The organism is Bacillus sp. JJ1521 (assembly GCF_036965165.1).
GTDB lineage: Bacteria > Bacillota > Bacilli > Bacillales > Bacillaceae_L > Ferdinandcohnia.
Window position 1 is genome coordinate 33,329 of record NZ_JBALOX010000100.1, and the last position, 16,033, is coordinate 49,361.

Below are 16,033 nucleotides of genomic sequence, written 5' to 3' on the forward strand. Positions count from 1 at the left end.
AAAGAAAGGAGAGACGTAAATGATTACGAAACAGGATAAAAATGCAGTTCGTAGAAAAAGACATGCTCGTGTTCGTTCTCGTGTTTCAGGAACTGCAACTCGTCCTCGCCTAAATGTGTTCCGTTCAAACAAACACATTTACGCTCAATTAATCGATGATGTAAACTCAGTAACGATCGCAAGTGCTTCTACAATGGATAAAGAGCTTTCTGTTGAGGCTGCTGGAAACATTGATGCTGCAACAAAGGTTGGCGAACTAGTTGCAAAGCGTGGAATTGAAAAAGGAATCAAAGAGGTTGTATTTGACCGCGGAGGTTACTTATATCACGGACGTGTTAAAGCATTAGCAGAAGCTGCTCGTGAAGCTGGATTACAATTTTAATAAAAAGGAGGGACATTATAGATGCGTCGCATTGATCCAAATAAATTAGAACTTGAAGAACGCGTAGTTACCGTTAACCGTGTGGCTAAGGTTGTAAAAGGTGGACGTCGTTTCCGCTTTGCAGCATTAGTTGTTGTCGGTGATAGAAACGGACATGTTGGTTTTGGAACTGGTAAAGCACAAGAAGTTCCAGATGCAATTCGTAAAGCAATTGAGGATGCTAAAAAGAACTTAGTATCTGTACCGATGGTTGGCACAACAATTCCTCACCAAGTAATTGGTCAATTTGGGGCAGGAGAAGTTTTACTAAAGCCTGCATCTGAAGGTACTGGAGTTATCGCTGGTGGACCAGTTCGTGCGGTATTAGAACTTGCTGGTGTCGGTGATATCCTTTCTAAGTCATTAGGAACGAACACTCCAGTAAATATGATTCGTGCTACAATCGAAGGCCTAACTCAATTGAAGCGTGCTGAAGAAGTAGCTAAGTTACGTGGTAAATCAGTAGAAGAACTGTTAGGATAGGAGGGAAAACACAATGTCAACGAAATTAGAAATCACCCTCACTCGCAGTGTCATTGGACGTCCTGAAGACCAACGTGTAACTGTTCGTACTCTTGGATTGAAAAAATTACATCAAACTGTTGTTCATGATGATAATGCTGCGATTCGCGGTATGATTAATAAAGTTGCTCACCTAGTTACGGTTAAAGAACAATAATTAGATTTTTTTCTGAAATAAGGAGGTGCCCAAATGAAACTTCATGAATTACAACCGGCTGAAGGATCCCGTAAAACACGCAATCGTGTAGGACGTGGAACTGGTTCAGGTAATGGTAAAACATCTGGTAAAGGTCATAAAGGTCAAAAAGCGCGTTCTGGTGGCGGTGTTCGTCCTGGATTTGAAGGTGGTCAAACACCTCTATTCCAACGCTTACCAAAACGTGGTTTTACAAATATCAATCGCAAAGACTTTGCAATTGTTAACCTAGAAACATTAAATCGTTTTGAAGACGGAACAGAAGTAACACCTGAACTATTAATTGAAACTGGTGTTGTAAGTAAACTGAATGCTGGAGTTAAGATCCTTGGTAAAGGTACTCTTGATAAAAAGCTAACAGTTAAAGCTCACAAATTCTCCTCTACTGCTCAACAAGCGATTGAAGCTGCTGGCGGAACAACTGAGGTGATTTAATGTTTCAGACAATCTCCAATTTTATGCGCGTTGGTGATATAAGAAACAAGATTATATTCACCTTACTTATGTTAGTAGTATTTCGAATCGGCACCTTTATTCCAGTACCAAATGTAAATGCCGACGTTTTAAAAGCGACTGATAGCAATACGGCGTTCGGCCTTTTAAATACATTTGGTGGTGGAGCATTGTTTAACTTCTCAATCCTTGCGATGGGAATCATGCCTTACATTACTGCTTCAATTATTATTCAATTGTTGCAAATGGACGTTGTTCCTAAATTTACGGAATGGTCCAAGCAAGGGGAAGTTGGACGTCGTAAATTAGCACAATTTACTCGCTATGGAACGATCGTGCTAGGCTTTGTCCAGGCATTAGGTATGTCGTATGGTTTCAACAATATGTCAAACGGTATGTTAATTGAAAATCCTAGTATCGGAACGTACCTATTAATCGCTGTTGTGTTAACTGCCGGTACTTCATTTTTAATGTGGTTAGGTGAACAAATTACAGCTAAAGGCGTTGGAAACGGAATTTCTATTATCATTTTCGCAGGTATTGTTGCCGCTATTCCTACAGCTGTAAATCAAATCTATATTCAACAATTTGAAGATGCAGGGGATCAATTATTCCTAAGCATCATTACTGTTGTTTTACTGCTAATTGCTATTATAGCTGTTGTCGTAGGCGTAATATTTGTACAACAAGCTTTACGTAAAATTCCAATTCAATATGCAAAGCGGTTAGCTGCTAATAGCCCGGTTGGAGGACACTCCACACATTTACCATTAAAGGTGAATGCGGCTGGTGTTATTCCTGTAATCTTTGCAGTTTCCTTCGTTATTACACCACCAACGATTGCATCGTTCTTTGGTCCTAATGCGGTAACTGAATGGATTACCAAATACTTTGATTATACCCAACCAGTTGGGATGATCATTTATGTCGCGCTAATCATTGCGTTCTCATATTTCTATACATTTGTTCAAGTTAACCCTGAGCAAATGGCAGATAATCTGAAAAAGCAAGGTGGCTATATTCCAGGGATTCGTCCAGGAAGAAATACGCAAGAATATGTAACAAAAATTCTGTATCGCTTAACTTTTGTTGGTTCTATTTTCTTAGCAGCAATTTCTGTTCTTCCTGTTTTCTTTATAACTTTTGCGAATTTACCGCAGTCTGCACAAATTGGTGGAACTAGCTTGCTCATCGTTGTCGGTGTTGCACTAGAGACAATGAAGCAGCTTGAAAGTCAGCTTGTAAAACGTCATTATAAAGGATTTATCAAATAAGGTTCTGGGAATGTTTTTCCCAGCACCTCTAAGATAAGAGGCTGAGGGGGCAAATCACTTGAACTTAGTATTAATGGGGCTTCCGGGTGCTGGTAAAGGCACTCAAGCTGAAAGAATCGTAGAAAAGTACAATATCCCTCATATCTCAACAGGAGATATGTTCCGTGCTGCAATAAAAGATGGAACAGAACTAGGACTTCAAGCAAAATCTTTTATGGATAAAGGTGAACTTGTTCCTGATGAAGTTACGATCGGAATTGTCCGTGAGCGACTAAGCAAGGATGATTGCAACCAAGGATTTTTACTTGATGGATTTCCACGTACCGTTCCACAAGCAGAAGCACTTGAAGCAATCCTTACTGATCTCGATAAAAAGATTGACTACGTGATTAACATTGAAGTTGATTCTGAAATTTTACTCGAGAGATTGACAGGTCGTCGAATTTGTAAGGACTGTGGTTCTACTTATCACTTAGTATTCAACCCACCTAGTCAGGAAGGGACATGCGATAAGTGTGGTGGAGAACTTTATCAACGTGCGGACGACAACGCGGAGACAGTTGGGACTCGTCTACAAGTAAATATCGAGCAATCTAAGCCACTTCTTGACTTTTATCAGGAAAAAGGCTATCTTCGCAATATCGATGGACAACAAGAAATAAACAAAGTTTTTGGTGATGTAGAGGAGCTCCTTGGGGGATTAAAATAGATGATTATTTGCAAGTCACCAAGAGAGATTGAAATAATGCGCGAGGCTGGTAAGATCGTTGCGTTAACACATCAAGAATTACAAAAATATATTACTCCAGGGATTTCGACTAAAGAACTGGATACAATTGCTGAAAAGTTTATTCGTGGATTTGATGCAATTCCATCTTTTAAAGGGTATAATGGTTTTCGCGGTAGTATCTGTACTTCTGTTAATGAAGAGCTGGTACACGGTATGCCAGGTGATCGCGTCTTACAAGATGGAGATATAATTAGTATCGATATCGGCGCCGAGTACAATGGCTATCATGGTGACTCAGCTTGGACATATCCTGTAGGTACGATTTCACTAGAAAATCAAAAACTTCTCGAAGTAACGAGAGAATCCCTTTATCGAGGATTAGAAGAAGCAAAACCTGGTGTGCGTCTTTCAAACATTTCTCATGCAATCCAAGTTTATGCCGAGACAAACGGTTTTTCGATTGTTCGTGAATATGTAGGTCACGGTGTAGGCAAAGAATTACATGAGGAACCACAAATTCCACATTACGGTCCTCCTAATAAAGGACCACGTTTAAAACCAGGAATGGTACTTGCCGTTGAACCGATGGTAAATGCAGGTAGTCGATACGTGAAGACGTTAGCAGATAACTGGACTGTTGTAACAGTCGATGGCAAAACGTGTGCGCATTTTGAACATACGATTGCTATTACAGAAACAGGGTATGAGATCTTAACAAAATTGTAAGGCACGAACCCTATTCATGAGAATAACATTCATCTAATTTTTGATTACGTATCTCCGGAAGTTCAGAGCAGTATTAAAGAAACTGGTCGATGGCAAACGTTGAGGTAGTCCTGAATGAATCGAAGTTTGTCAATGAGCAAGTTACTGATTTGAAGAAGGGAGAACATTCCAATGGCGAAAGACGATGTAATTGAAGTTGAAGGTACTGTTGCTGAGACATTACCTAATGCAATGTTTAAAGTTGAATTAGAGAATGGTCATACTGTTTTGGCCCACGTTTCTGGTAAAATTCGCATGCACTTTATTCGTATTTTACCCGGAGACAAGGTTACGGTAGAATTATCACCTTATGACTTGACTCGCGGTAGGATTACGTACCGTTTTAAATAAATGCGCTCCGAACTATCAAGGAGGTTTGAAAAATGAAAGTGAGACCATCAGTAAAACCTATCTGCGAAAAGTGCAAAGTTATTCGTAGAAAAGGTAAAGTAATGATAATTTGTGAAAACCCAAAACATAAACAAAAACAAGGCTAATTAATAAGGAGGTGTACGTCTAAATGGCACGTATTGCTGGTGTTGATGTTCCGCGCGAAAAGCGTGTAGTAATATCTTTAACATATATTTTTGGAATCGGACGTCCAACTGCACAAAAGATCCTAGCAGAAGCTGGTGTTTCTGAAGATACACGAGTTCGTGATCTTACAGAAGACGAATTAAACAAAATTCGTGATATCGTTGATCGTTACAAAGTAGAAGGGGACCTTCGTCGTGAAGTTTCACTTAACATCAAACGTTTAATCGAAATCGGTTCTTACCGAGGTCTACGTCATCGTCGTGGGTTACCTGTAAGAGGTCAAAATACTAAAAATAACGCTCGTACACGTAAAGGACCTCGTCGTACTGTAGCAAACAAGAAGAAATAGTAAGGGAGGTAATGGATAAATGGCACGTAAAACGAATACTCGTAAACGTCGTGTAAAAAAGAATATTGAATCTGGTGTTGCTCACATCCGTTCAACATTCAACAATACGATCGTAACAATTACAGATGCACACGGAAATGCAATCTCATGGTCAAGTGCTGGTGCACTTGGTTTCAAAGGTTCACGTAAATCTACTCCATTCGCTGCACAAATGGCTGCTGAAACAGCTGCTAAAGCTTCAATGGAGCATGGTATGAGAACTCTTGAAGTAACTGTAAAAGGCCCTGGCGCAGGACGTGAAGCTGCAATTCGTGCACTTCAAGCTGCTGGTCTTGAAGTTACAGCTATTAAAGATGTTACTCCAGTACCACATAATGGATGTCGCCCACCAAAACGTCGTCGCGTATAACATACGTACAATTTTGACTGGACGTATTTGATCTTTTTCTGTATAAGATTTTTTATCCATGGCTATAATGGATTAATGGGTTTTGATAAACTTTTTTATTCTTATAAGTGTAACAAAGGCGTGAGTGAGGGAGATTCACGAATCGCCATGTTTTGTTTATAAGTTCTTTACAGAATTAATCGAGTTGTTGTTGTGCACAGATAGGGAACTTAACTTTTGGGAATTTCGGTTAGACGTCCTTGATCATGGTCTAGCCGAGGTTTCGACGTTTTGAAGGAGGGTTTATAAATGATCGAAATTGAAAAACCAAAAATCGAAACGGTTGAAATCAGCGAAGATGCCAAATATGGTAAATTCATCGTCGAACCACTTGAGCGTGGATATGGAACTACTTTGGGTAACTCCTTACGTCGTATCCTACTATCTTCTCTTCCTGGTGCCGCTGTTACGTCTATCCAAATAGATGGTGTACTGCATGAGTTCTCAACAATCGAAGGCGTCGTCGAAGATGTAACATCTATTATCTTAAATGTGAAAAAATTAGCTCTTAAAATCTACTCTGATGAAGAGAAGACACTTGAGATTGATGTTCAAGGTGAAGGTCCGGTAAAAGCTTCCGACATCACACATGACAGTGATGTTGAAATCTTAAACCCAGATCTACACATTGCAACTCTTGCTAAGGATGCACATTTTCGTGTAAGATTTACTGCGAAGCGTGGACGAGGGTATGTACAAGCTGATGCAAATAAGCGTGATGATCGACCAATCGGTGTAATTCCGATTGACTCTATCTATACTCCAGTTGCACGTGTTAATTACCAAGTGGAAAAGACACGTGTCGGACAGGTCGCGAACTTTGACAAACTGACTTTTGATGTTTGGACTGACGGTAGTACTGGTCCGAAAGAAGCGATTGCACTAGGTGCGAAAATCCTAACAGAACATTTAAATATTTTTGTAGGATTAACAGATGAAGCTCAAAATGCAGAAATTATGGTTGAAAAAGAAGAGGATCAAAAAGAGAAAGTCCTCGAGATGACAATTGAAGAGTTGGATCTCTCTGTTCGTTCATATAACTGCTTAAAGAGAGCAGGAATCAATACGGTTCAAGAACTTGCTCATAAAACTGAAGAAGATATGATGAAGGTACGAAACCTTGGTCGTAAATCTTTAGAAGAAGTTAAGGCTAAACTAGAAGAACTTGGTTTAGGCTTACGTAAAGATGACTGACTCGTTTTGATTAACGCAAATTCATAATAATTCAACAAAGGAGGGAATACCTCATGTCATACCAAAAATTAGGACGTACAAGCGCGCAACGTAAGGCGTTATTACGTGACCTTACTACTGACTTAATCATCAATGAGCGTATCGAAACAACTGAAGCTCGTGCGAAGGAATTAAAATCAGTTGTAGAAAAAATGATTACATTAGGTAAGCGTGGTGACCTTCATGCTCGCCGTCAAGCTGCATCTTACATCCGTAACGAAGTAGCAAACGAAGAGTCTGGTCAAGATGCGCTACAAAAATTATTCAGTGACATCGCAACTCGTTATGAAGAGCGCCAAGGTGGATACACTCGTATCATGAAACTTGGACCTCGTCGTGGTGACGGTGCACCAATGGTTATCATTGAATTAGTATAAACTTTTAACATTAGAGGGGCAGGACAGTTTTATAAACTGGTCTAAGCCCTTTTTATTTTATGTTCGTTATTTTTCAAAAAAGATAGAATTATCTACGAATAGTATTTACTCTCCTTATTGTATACACACAATATAATCACACTTCTCCTGAATTATAGGAATAACGCGTTCTTATTCCCTTGACAGATAAGGAAGAAACGAATAGTTTGGAAGGTAGTAAGTTGAGATGAGAATAGTTTTATTTCTATGGAAATAATTTTAGTACTGGCGCAAATGCGCCAACGCGCATTTGATTTTAGTGGGGGATAAGAATGAGTGAAAACCTTTTGATCGTTGATCAGATTAGCTATAAATACCAAGAAAACACAAGTTTCGCAGTGGAAAATCTATCATTCTCTGTTCAAAAAGGAGAGTGGCTTGCGATTGTAGGTCATAATGGCTCTGGGAAATCCACATTAGCTCGAATCCTAAACGGTTTATTGTTACCACAAACAGGTACCGTAACGATTGAAGGGGTACAGCTAAATGAAGAGTCTATTTGGGATATCCGAAGGAAAATCGGGATGGTGTTTCAGAACCCGGATAACCAGTTCGTTGGAACGACTGTAAAAGATGATATTGCTTTTGGTATGGAAAACAACGGACTTCCACGCGAAACGATGGTGTCACGAATTGAAAGAGTGATTGATATGGTTAAAATGCGAGAGTTTCTTGAGCATGAGCCACATCAACTCTCAGGCGGTCAAAAGCAAAGGGTAGCCATTGCCGGTGTTCTTGCCGTACAGCCTGATTTAATCATTTTAGATGAAGCAACCTCTATGTTAGACCCTATTGGGCGTACAGAGGTTTTAGAAACGATAAGAGAAATTAAAAATGAAAGTCAGATCACGGTTATGTCAATTACCCATGATTTAGAGGAAGCAGCACGGGCTGACCGAATCATTGTTATGAACCAAGGGCGGTTATTTGCAGAAGGGAAGCCTGAGGAAATTTTTGCTTTGGATGATAAGCTTGTAGAAATCGGGCTAGATTTGCCTTTTTCGGTGAAGGTATCTAAAAAACTACGAGCAAGCGGTGTTCCTCTTTCTAAGAATCATATAACAGAAGAAAGCTTGGTGAATGAGTTATGGACATTACAATCGAAAAACTAGAGCATCGCTACCAGATTCGTTCACCTTTTGAAAGACTAGCTTTATATGATGTGAATGCGGATATAAAATCTGGTTCATACACCGCCATCATTGGTCATACAGGTTCTGGGAAGTCGACGATTCTACAACATTTAAATGGCCTCTTACAGCCAACTTCGGGTTCGATTACAATTGGAGACCGTACAATTACTTCAAAGCAAAAGGAAAAAAATCTAAAGCCGCTTCGAAAGAATGTCGGGGTAGTCTTTCAATTTCCTGAGCACCAGCTGTTTGAGGAAACAGTAGAGAAGGACATTTGTTTTGGTCCCTTAAATTTTGGTGTGTCTTTAGAGGAGGCACAGGAAAGAGCGAAACAGACAATAAAAATGGTGGGCTTGACTCAGGAATATTTAACGAAATCTCCTTTTGATCTAAGCGGTGGTCAAATGAGACGGGTTGCAATTGCTGGCATTTTGGCTATGAACCCACAAGTATTAGTCTTGGACGAGCCTACTGCAGGACTAGATCCACGAGGTCGTTTTGAAATCATGGAGATGTTTTATAAGCTCCATAAAGAACGAGGCCTTACAACCGTCCTTGTAACCCACAGTATGGAGGATGCTTCCCGTTATGCCGATCAAATCTTTGTGATGGAAAAAGGAACAATTAAATTTCAAGGAAGCCCTGTTGAGATTTTCTCAAACCCTGAACAAGTTCTTCATTTAGGATTGGACGTTCCTGAAGCAGTAAGACTCAAGGGGTTGCTTGAAGATAAATTAGGTATTGAGATTCCACGCACGGCAAGTTTATCAGTGGATGAAATTGTCCGCTATGTCGGAGAAGCCCTTAAAGGGGAAGGGGGCCCGCTATGAACATCATTATAGGTCGCTATATACCAGGGAACTCTCCCCTTCATAAAATGGACCCAAGGGCAAAGCTATTATTAATTTTCTTTTACGTGTTTATTGTATTTATCGCAAATTCGGTTCTTACCTATGCATTACTGGGAGTTTACACATTAACGATTGTTTTATTAACAAAGGTTCCTTTACGATACATTCTCTCTGGATTAAAACCGATTTTATGGGTTATCCTGTTTACATTCATCCTTCATATCTTTTTAACGAAAGAGGGAGACCTTTTAGTCGATTTTGGTTGGCTTAAAATTTATGAGGGCGGCGTAAAACAGGGGATTTTTATCTCATTACGGCTATTATATTTAATTATTATGACCACAATATTAACATTAACAAGTACACCTATTGAAATTACCGATGGGATGGAGAGCTTATTAGCACCATTTAAAAAAATCGGTTTACCCACGCATGAACTTGCGCTTATGATGTCGATTTCACTTCGATTTATTCCGACATTAATGCAGGAAACTGAGAAGATAATGAAGGCGCAGGCGGCAAGGGGCGTTGAATTTACGAGCGGTCCGATCAAGGATCGTATGAAGGCGGTTGTTCCTTTATTGATTCCTTTGTTCATTAGTTCATTTAAACGAGCAGAAGAACTCGCAATCGCCATGGAAGCAAGAGGATATCGGGGTGGAGAAGGAAGAACCAAACTGCGTCTACTACAGTGGCGTGGTCTTGATACACTTATGCTTGTATTGCTATTTGCAACAGCAGTAGTACTATTTTTACTACGTGGATAATGAGGGAAAAGATGAGCCGCTACAAATGCATCATATCGTATGATGGGACCCAGTTTTCGGGATACCAGGTACAACCGAATAAACGGACAGTTCAATCTGAATTTGAAACTACTTTACGGAAAATGCATAAAGGGGAACAAATAAATATTGTCGCATCGGGTCGAACCGATGCAACAGTTCATGCTCTTGGACAGGTTGTTCATTTTGACTCACCTTTATCGATTCCTGCCGAGGGGTGGAAGAAAGCACTGAATTCCATGCTGCCTGATGACATTCGAGTACGTTCAGTGAAGATGGTTGAGCCAGACTTTCATGCGCGTTTTGATGTGAAGGCGAAGGAATATCGTTATCGATTGTTGATCAGTGAAGAGCCTTACGTTTTTAAGCGACAATATACCTATCATTATCCGTATCCGCTTAATCTTCATGCGATGAAAAAAGCTGCTGGGTTTTTGGTAGGTACACATAATTTTACGAGTTTTTGTGCATCAAGGACAGAAGTACAGGATAAGGTTCGTACCATCTACCAGATTAAAATAGAAAAACATAACGATGAACTCATTCTTTCGTTTATAGGTAATGGTTTTTTGTATAATATGGTAAGAATAATCGTAGGGACTTTGCTAGAGGTTGGCAATGGAAAAAAAGATGCAAGGATGATACAGTCTATTCTTGCTGGGAAAGATCGCTCACTTGCAGGAAAGACTGCTCCAGGCCAAGGTTTATACCTGTGGCAGGTATTTTATAGTGATTGGAAGTAATAGGAAGTAAGAAAATCTCTATAACAACTAATCCTGGTGTAACATTTTCTTGACATTACACCCTGAAAGTTATATTATATTTTAGGTATGATATTTAAACCCCACGTTAAAGCCCCGGAACTTTAATCGTGATTAAATACAATATGAAACGTTAGTGAAAAATTAGGAGGGAAACTCATGCGTACAACATTTATGGCTAATGCTCAGAATATAGAACGTAAATGGTATGTTGTAGATGCTGAAGGTAAAACTTTAGGTCGTTTATCAACTGAAGTTGCAACATTACTTCGTGGAAAACACAAACCAACTTTTACACCACATGTTGACACTGGTGATAATGTGATCATTATCAATGCTGAAAAAATCGAATTAACTGGTAATAAATTACACGATAAAATTTACTACCGTCACAGCCAATTCCCTGGCGGATTGAAATCAAGAACTGCATTGGAAATGCGTACAAACTTTCCAACAAGAATGCTTGAACTTGCAGTTAAAGGAATGCTTCCAAAAGGTTCTCTTGGTCGTCAAATGTTTAAGAAATTGCATGTTTACGCTGGAAGCGAACATCCACATCAAGCACAACAACCTGAAGTTTACGAACTTCGCGGTTAATTATTAAGGAGGGTATTAATTTGGCACAGGTACAATATATAGGCACTGGTCGTCGTAAAAGCTCTGTTGCACGTGTACGTTTAGTTCCTGGCGACGGACGCATTGTTATCAACGGTCGTGACATTGCAGAATATATTCCATTTGAAGCTTTAAGAGCAGTTGTAAATCAACCTCTAATTGCTACTGAAACTGTAGGACGTTATGACGTTCTTGTAAATGTAAATGGTGGTGGTTACACAGGTCAAGCTGGCGCAATCCGCCACGGTATCGCTCGTGCGTTACTACAAGCTGACCCTGAATTCCGTCCATCTTTAAAATCAGCTGGACTATTAACTCGTGACCCACGTATGAAAGAACGTAAAAAATACGGTCTTAAAGGCGCTCGTCGTGCACCTCAGTTCTCAAAACGTTAATTTTTGGCGTTTCAAAGGCTCTCAACCAGATTGGTTGGGGGTCTTTTTTATACATAAATGTTGCTATTGACCACATTTTGACCATGGATATTGATCGGGTAACCGTAAAAATAAAATTAACGGAGTTTTTCCGTTTATATACAAAATGGAAGACGTTTTCGGGAAAAATAAGGGAAGGTTTTCCGACTAAGTAAGGAAATCCCCTATTTTTGAATTTCTTGAGTTAATAGTCGGAATTTCTCCGTCTATATTAGCTATTTTCAGTGATTTTTCCTTGTTAATGAAAATTTCTCCGCTTATTTTTCAAACTCTGCTTTCTCCTAATTTCGAAGATGCACTGATTTGGTTATCTTCCCAAATGGTCCTTTTTAAATACTCTCTTTATTTATCAATCACTTTTTAAACTTGAAATTTGTATAGAATTCAAACTAATTATAAAATAGTAGAGATGACTAAAAAATGTAATTAATGTTAATCTGTTATTTTTGTATGAATTATGTATCTAATTAGGGTACGATGGGAATAGACAGTTTTGAATTGGAGGCAAGAAAGAATGAGTGGGTTTCCTAAAGATGCAATGAGAATTTTAAAAGAGACGAGTCGTACTTTTTATATACCGATTACGTTTTTGCAGAAAGAGTTGAAGCATTCAGTTGCATCTGCTTATTTGGTATTTCGGGCAATTGATGAAATTGAGGATCATGAAGAATTGGACAATGATGTAAAATACACAATCTTAATGCAAGTGGCTGATTTATTTAACCAACCATTTGATAACGAAGAATATGTAAAAATACTGGGACCAACAAATGCTCTCTTGCCTGAAGTTACACTTCGACTGGGAGATTGGCTGCAAGCCTGTCCAAAGGATGCCCTGCCAATCATCATGAATGCTGCTTATGAAATGTCATTTGGTATGGCGAAATGGTCAAAAGAAAATTGGAATATCCATACACGTGAGGATTTGGATGATTATACATATTATGTTGCAGGACTTGTTGGAGTCATGCTTTCAGAACTGTGGGAGTTGTATGGCGGAGAAAAAACGGATCGGGAACTTGCCATCGGTTATGGGCGCGGGTTACAGGCCGTTAACATTTTGCGCAATCAGAAGGAAGACTTGGATGAACGTGGTGTAAGCTTTGTACCAGATGGCTGGAACCGTGAGGAACTTTTCAAATATGCAGAGGAAAATCTCGCGAAGGCAGATGAGTATATGAAGTCTCTCAAAAAGAGAAGCATTATCTTATTCTGTCGCTTGCCTCTAGCACTGGCCCATAAAACGTTAAATGCGTTGAAAGAGGGACGGGAGAAAATTTCACGTGCAGAAGTAGAACAAACGGTGGAAGAAGTGCAAACAAATTGATTCCTGTGTATACAGGGATTGAGGATGCAGGATCTACCGTCCTTAAAGAATTTTGGTGATAAGGGCAGGTGTTGGTGATGTCCAACTCAATCGAGCAAAGAAAATCTCAACATATTAAAATCACGTTGAACGAAAAAGTTACGGGAGAGTCTATTTCAACAGGTTTAGAGTCGTTTGTATTCATGCATAATGCGATCCCTGAAATAAACTTTGACGAAATCTCCATTGAAACAAGATTCCTCGGCTTTGAATGCAAAACGCCGTTTCTTATTAGTTCCATGACGGGTGGGACTGCCTTCGCCGAGACGATTAATCGAAATTTGGCTTTAGCGGCCGAGGAAAGCGGATGGATGCTTGCACTTGGATCCACCCGTGCGCTGCTCGACAGTGACGGACATTCCACTTCCTTTTTGATGAGGAAATATGCACCGAGTGTCCCGATCATTGCTAATTTGGGTGCTGTTCAGTTCAATTATGGATACGGTGTTGAAGAATGCAGGAAAATCATCGATTTGACTGACGCAGATATGCTCGTCCTTCATTTGAACAGCATTCAAGAAGTGATTCAGGAAAATGGGGATACTAATTTCAAAGGGATATTAAAGAAGATTGAACAAGTGTGTAGCATGCTGAATGTTCCGGTCGGAGTTAAGGAAGTCGGATGGGGTATCGATGGTCAGACTGCGAAAAAATTAATTGACGCTGGAGTTGCGTTCATTGACGTTGCAGGAGCGGGAGGCACTTCCTGGAGCCAGGTAGAAAAATTCCGTGCCAAAGATCCAATAAAACGAGCTGCCGCTGAAGCGTTTAGCGAATGGGGTATTCCAACGGCAGAGTCAATCAGATTGGTTCGCGAAGAAAGTGCAGATCTTCCGCTAATTGCCAGCGGAGGGATGCAGACTGGGCTAGACGGTGCCAAGGCCATTGCGTTAGGTGCTGACCTAGTCGGATTTGGGCGATCCATTCTGAAAGAAGCGACCCAAAGTGCGGAAGATGTCCTTGAAGTAATGAAAATCCGAGAAATGGAACTTCGGATGTCGATGTTTGGAATCGGAGCGTCGACGATTCAGGATTTGAAAGGCAACACACGATTGAAAAAACTATAAAATTATTGAAAACTCTCAACCAATTGGTTGGGGGTCTTTTTTTATGTCCTAAAATCAAATTCAGTTTATTTTAATTTTTAAAAAACAATAATGCTTTAATGTTTACAAAACCGATGGGAATAATTATAATTTAAATCATTGTATTACATCCATCTTCAAAAGTAGGTGAGAAAGTGAAAAGAAACATCAAATGGTATAACAATCAATTCTTCCCTTGGGTATTGCCAATTGTGCTTGTTGTGATCTGGCAGATATTTGGTCAATACAAAATTATTGCCTCATCGATATTGCCAACTCCATTGGAGGTTATACAAGCAGCGATTCGATTATTTAAATCTGGTGAATTACAGGAACACGTTTTAATCAGTACTCAACGTGCACTACTTGGTTTTTTCATTGGAGGAATTGTTGGGTTCGTTTTTGGCCTTTTAAATGGTACGATTCTATTTTTTGAAAAAACAGTGGATACGACAATTCAAATGGTGCGGACAATTCCCCATTTGGCGTTAATTCCGCTCGTCATTTTATGGTTTGGCATCGATGAAAGTGCAAAAATATTTTTAGTCGCACTTGGGGTGATGTTCCCGATTTACATAAATACATTTAACGGTATTAAAAATGTCGATCATAAGTTAATTGAGATGGGTTCAGTATATGGACTATCGAGATGGAGGCTATTTACGAATATCATCTTACCAGGATCCTTGCCTTCCATTTTAGTTGGTATTCGTTATGCGCTTGGAGTAACGTGGATATCGCTAATTGTCGCTGAAACAATTGGGGCAAACTCTGGGATTGGCTTTTTAGCAACTACTGCGCGTGAATTTATGCAAATGGACATCGTTGTTTTAACGATTGTGCTATATGCGATTTTAGGTAAGTTATCCGACTTTATTGCGAAACTTTTTGAAAATCGTTTATTAAAATGGAATCCATCCTATAACAGAAAAAATAATTAAGGGCAGATGGGGGTGGTACGATGTTCAATATTGAACTAAACAATGTAGCGAAAAGCTACGGAGAGAATGAGGTCTTACGTGATATTAATCTATCAATTGAACAAGGAAGCTTCACTGCTATCGTGGGACGAAGCGGCTGTGGAAAAAGCACACTGTTACGAATTATCGCGAAGTTAGAGGAAATTTCAAGAGGGGAATTGTCATTTTCAGGGGAGGACGCGAAGGAACCAAAGATTCGTGTCATGTTTCAAGATGATCGTCTGATTCCTTGGAAAAGTATTCTCAATAATATTAATCTCGGTGCGGTCAACAAAGAGGTCGCAAAAGAATCTCTTGAAAAAGTTGGCTTGATTGATAAGAAAAATGATTGGCCTGATCAATTATCAGGTGGGCAAAAACAACGTATTGCTCTTGCACGTGCATTGGCAAGCAATCCTGATATTTTACTATTTGATGAGCCACTTGGTGCGCTTGACGCACTTACCAGGATTGAAATGCAAAATTTAATTGAGGGGCTTTGGCAGCAGCAGAAATTTACATCACTTCTTGTTACGCATGATGTTACGGAAGCTGTCCGTTTAGCAGATCGTGTCATTGTCATTGACAAAGGAGTCATTCAATTAGATCAAGAAATAGATTTACCAAGACCTCGTGAGCGTGACGAGAAATTTACGTCTTATGAGAAAAAGATACTAGATCAAATTTTAGGGGGATAAAC

Annotated in this window: 23 protein-coding genes; all 23 read left to right on the plus strand. The window is 39.6% G+C overall.

The window, feature by feature from the left end; all coding sequences use genetic code 11:
• Window positions 1-19: 19 nt before the first annotated feature.
• Entirely contained in the window at window positions 20-382 is a 363-nt protein-coding gene (gene rplR / locus V7147_RS14645; RefSeq protein ID WP_335368581.1) for a 50S ribosomal protein L18, read from the plus strand.
• Between the two features lie 21 nt (window positions 383-403).
• Window positions 404-904 carry a 30S ribosomal protein S5 gene (gene rpsE, locus V7147_RS14650; protein ID WP_335368582.1) on the plus strand — a complete coding sequence of 167 codons (501 nt, stop codon included), beginning with the start codon at window positions 404-406 and terminating at the stop codon, window positions 902-904.
• A 13-nt stretch (window positions 905-917) separates the two neighbouring features.
• Window positions 918-1,100 carry a 50S ribosomal protein L30 gene (gene rpmD / locus V7147_RS14655; protein ID WP_335368583.1) on the plus strand — a complete coding sequence of 61 codons (183 nt, stop codon included), beginning with the start codon at window positions 918-920 and terminating at the stop codon, window positions 1,098-1,100.
• A 33-nt stretch (window positions 1,101-1,133) separates the two neighbouring features.
• Entirely contained in the window at window positions 1,134-1,574 is a 441-nt protein-coding gene (gene rplO, locus V7147_RS14660; protein WP_335368584.1) for a 50S ribosomal protein L15, read from the plus strand.
• Window positions 1,574-2,866, plus strand: a complete 1,293-nt coding sequence (secY, locus tag V7147_RS14665) for a preprotein translocase subunit SecY (RefSeq protein ID WP_335368585.1) — start codon at window positions 1,574-1,576, stop codon at window positions 2,864-2,866. Before rplO ends, secY begins: the two co-directional genes overlap by 1 nt.
• A 58-nt stretch (window positions 2,867-2,924) precedes the next feature.
• On the plus strand, window positions 2,925-3,575 hold the full coding sequence (locus tag V7147_RS14670) for an adenylate kinase (RefSeq protein ID WP_335368586.1): 651 nt from the start codon (window positions 2,925-2,927) through the stop codon (window positions 3,573-3,575).
• Complete coding sequence (gene map / locus V7147_RS14675; RefSeq protein ID WP_335368587.1) at window positions 3,576-4,322, plus strand: type I methionyl aminopeptidase; 747 nt, start codon at window positions 3,576-3,578, stop codon at window positions 4,320-4,322. It begins immediately after the preceding gene.
• Between the two features lie 171 nt (window positions 4,323-4,493).
• Complete coding sequence (infA, locus tag V7147_RS14680) at window positions 4,494-4,712, plus strand: translation initiation factor IF-1 (RefSeq protein ID WP_010285101.1); 219 nt, start codon at window positions 4,494-4,496, stop codon at window positions 4,710-4,712.
• A gap of 32 nt (window positions 4,713-4,744) precedes the next feature.
• Window positions 4,745-4,858: a 50S ribosomal protein L36 gene (gene rpmJ / locus V7147_RS14685; protein ID WP_058000145.1), complete on the plus strand. Its 114-nt coding sequence runs from the start codon at window positions 4,745-4,747 to the stop codon at window positions 4,856-4,858.
• Between the two features lie 23 nt (window positions 4,859-4,881).
• A complete protein-coding gene (gene rpsM, locus V7147_RS14690; protein ID WP_335368588.1) occupies window positions 4,882-5,247 on the plus strand; it encodes a 30S ribosomal protein S13 in 366 nt (121 codons plus the stop codon).
• Between the two features lie 19 nt (window positions 5,248-5,266).
• A complete protein-coding gene (gene rpsK, locus V7147_RS14695; protein WP_099352759.1) occupies window positions 5,267-5,656 on the plus strand; it encodes a 30S ribosomal protein S11 in 390 nt (129 codons plus the stop codon).
• A 288-nt stretch (window positions 5,657-5,944) separates the two neighbouring features.
• A complete protein-coding gene (locus V7147_RS14700) occupies window positions 5,945-6,889 on the plus strand; it encodes a DNA-directed RNA polymerase subunit alpha (RefSeq protein WP_335368589.1) in 945 nt (314 codons plus the stop codon).
• A 53-nt stretch (window positions 6,890-6,942) separates the two neighbouring features.
• Window positions 6,943-7,305, plus strand: coding sequence for a 50S ribosomal protein L17 (gene rplQ, locus V7147_RS14705; RefSeq protein WP_116354123.1), 363 nt, complete (start codon window positions 6,943-6,945; stop codon window positions 7,303-7,305).
• Between the two features lie 311 nt (window positions 7,306-7,616).
• On the plus strand, window positions 7,617-8,456 hold the full coding sequence (locus V7147_RS14710; protein ID WP_335368590.1) for an energy-coupling factor ABC transporter ATP-binding protein: 840 nt from the start codon (window positions 7,617-7,619) through the stop codon (window positions 8,454-8,456).
• On the plus strand, window positions 8,432-9,307 hold the full coding sequence (locus V7147_RS14715) for an energy-coupling factor ABC transporter ATP-binding protein (RefSeq protein ID WP_335368591.1): 876 nt from the start codon (window positions 8,432-8,434) through the stop codon (window positions 9,305-9,307). Before V7147_RS14710 ends, V7147_RS14715 begins: the two co-directional genes overlap by 25 nt.
• On the plus strand, window positions 9,304-10,095 hold the full coding sequence (locus V7147_RS14720; RefSeq protein ID WP_335368592.1) for an energy-coupling factor transporter transmembrane component T family protein: 792 nt from the start codon (window positions 9,304-9,306) through the stop codon (window positions 10,093-10,095). The genes V7147_RS14715 and V7147_RS14720 overlap by 4 nt, the downstream gene beginning before the upstream one ends.
• Window positions 10,096-10,106: 11 nt before the next feature.
• Window positions 10,107-10,856, plus strand: a complete 750-nt coding sequence (truA, locus tag V7147_RS14725; RefSeq protein ID WP_335368593.1) for a tRNA pseudouridine(38-40) synthase TruA — start codon at window positions 10,107-10,109, stop codon at window positions 10,854-10,856.
• A gap of 177 nt (window positions 10,857-11,033) precedes the next feature.
• Complete coding sequence (gene rplM, locus V7147_RS14730) at window positions 11,034-11,471, plus strand: 50S ribosomal protein L13 (protein ID WP_335368594.1); 438 nt, start codon at window positions 11,034-11,036, stop codon at window positions 11,469-11,471.
• Window positions 11,472-11,491: 20 nt separating this feature from the next.
• Window positions 11,492-11,884 (plus strand): 30S ribosomal protein S9, encoded by a 393-nt coding sequence (gene rpsI, locus V7147_RS14735; protein WP_335368595.1) that lies wholly within the window; start codon window positions 11,492-11,494, stop codon window positions 11,882-11,884.
• A gap of 553 nt (window positions 11,885-12,437) precedes the next feature.
• Window positions 12,438-13,250: a phytoene/squalene synthase family protein gene (locus V7147_RS14740; RefSeq protein WP_335368596.1), complete on the plus strand. Its 813-nt coding sequence runs from the start codon at window positions 12,438-12,440 to the stop codon at window positions 13,248-13,250.
• Between the two features lie 77 nt (window positions 13,251-13,327).
• The gene (fni, locus tag V7147_RS14745; RefSeq protein ID WP_335368597.1) at window positions 13,328-14,356 is read left to right on the plus strand and encodes a type 2 isopentenyl-diphosphate Delta-isomerase; all 1,029 of its coding nucleotides are present in this window, start codon (window positions 13,328-13,330) and stop codon (window positions 14,354-14,356) included.
• A gap of 173 nt (window positions 14,357-14,529) precedes the next feature.
• Window positions 14,530-15,315 carry an ABC transporter permease subunit gene (locus tag V7147_RS14750; protein WP_335368598.1) on the plus strand — a complete coding sequence of 262 codons (786 nt, stop codon included), beginning with the start codon at window positions 14,530-14,532 and terminating at the stop codon, window positions 15,313-15,315.
• Between the two features lie 20 nt (window positions 15,316-15,335).
• Window positions 15,336-16,031: an ABC transporter ATP-binding protein gene (locus V7147_RS14755; RefSeq protein ID WP_335368599.1), complete on the plus strand. Its 696-nt coding sequence runs from the start codon at window positions 15,336-15,338 to the stop codon at window positions 16,029-16,031.
• The last annotated feature ends 2 nt before the right edge of the window (window positions 16,032-16,033 follow it).

Coding starts and splice junctions, on each gene's coding strand:
- rplR (WP_335368581.1), top strand. CDS start 20: ATGATTACGAAACAGGATAAAAATGCAGTTCGTAGAAAAAGACATGCT.
- rpsE (WP_335368582.1), top strand. CDS start 404: ATGCGTCGCATTGATCCAAATAAATTAGAACTTGAAGAACGCGTAGTT.
- rpmD (WP_335368583.1), top strand. CDS start 918: ATGTCAACGAAATTAGAAATCACCCTCACTCGCAGTGTCATTGGACGT.
- rplO (WP_335368584.1), top strand. CDS start 1,134: ATGAAACTTCATGAATTACAACCGGCTGAAGGATCCCGTAAAACACGC.
- secY (WP_335368585.1), top strand. CDS start 1,574: ATGTTTCAGACAATCTCCAATTTTATGCGCGTTGGTGATATAAGAAAC.
- map (WP_335368587.1), top strand. CDS start 3,576: ATGATTATTTGCAAGTCACCAAGAGAGATTGAAATAATGCGCGAGGCT.
- infA (WP_010285101.1), top strand. CDS start 4,494: ATGGCGAAAGACGATGTAATTGAAGTTGAAGGTACTGTTGCTGAGACA.
- rpmJ (WP_058000145.1), top strand. CDS start 4,745: ATGAAAGTGAGACCATCAGTAAAACCTATCTGCGAAAAGTGCAAAGTT.
- rpsM (WP_335368588.1), top strand. CDS start 4,882: ATGGCACGTATTGCTGGTGTTGATGTTCCGCGCGAAAAGCGTGTAGTA.
- rpsK (WP_099352759.1), top strand. CDS start 5,267: ATGGCACGTAAAACGAATACTCGTAAACGTCGTGTAAAAAAGAATATT.
- V7147_RS14700 (WP_335368589.1), top strand. CDS start 5,945: ATGATCGAAATTGAAAAACCAAAAATCGAAACGGTTGAAATCAGCGAA.
- rplQ (WP_116354123.1), top strand. CDS start 6,943: ATGTCATACCAAAAATTAGGACGTACAAGCGCGCAACGTAAGGCGTTA.
- V7147_RS14710 (WP_335368590.1), top strand. CDS start 7,617: ATGAGTGAAAACCTTTTGATCGTTGATCAGATTAGCTATAAATACCAA.
- V7147_RS14715 (WP_335368591.1), top strand. CDS start 8,432: ATGGACATTACAATCGAAAAACTAGAGCATCGCTACCAGATTCGTTCA.
- V7147_RS14720 (WP_335368592.1), top strand. CDS start 9,304: ATGAACATCATTATAGGTCGCTATATACCAGGGAACTCTCCCCTTCAT.
- truA (WP_335368593.1), top strand. CDS start 10,107: ATGAGCCGCTACAAATGCATCATATCGTATGATGGGACCCAGTTTTCG.
- rplM (WP_335368594.1), top strand. CDS start 11,034: ATGCGTACAACATTTATGGCTAATGCTCAGAATATAGAACGTAAATGG.
- V7147_RS14740 (WP_335368596.1), top strand. CDS start 12,438: ATGAGTGGGTTTCCTAAAGATGCAATGAGAATTTTAAAAGAGACGAGT.
- fni (WP_335368597.1), top strand. CDS start 13,328: ATGTCCAACTCAATCGAGCAAAGAAAATCTCAACATATTAAAATCACG.
- V7147_RS14755 (WP_335368599.1), top strand. CDS start 15,336: ATGTTCAATATTGAACTAAACAATGTAGCGAAAAGCTACGGAGAGAAT.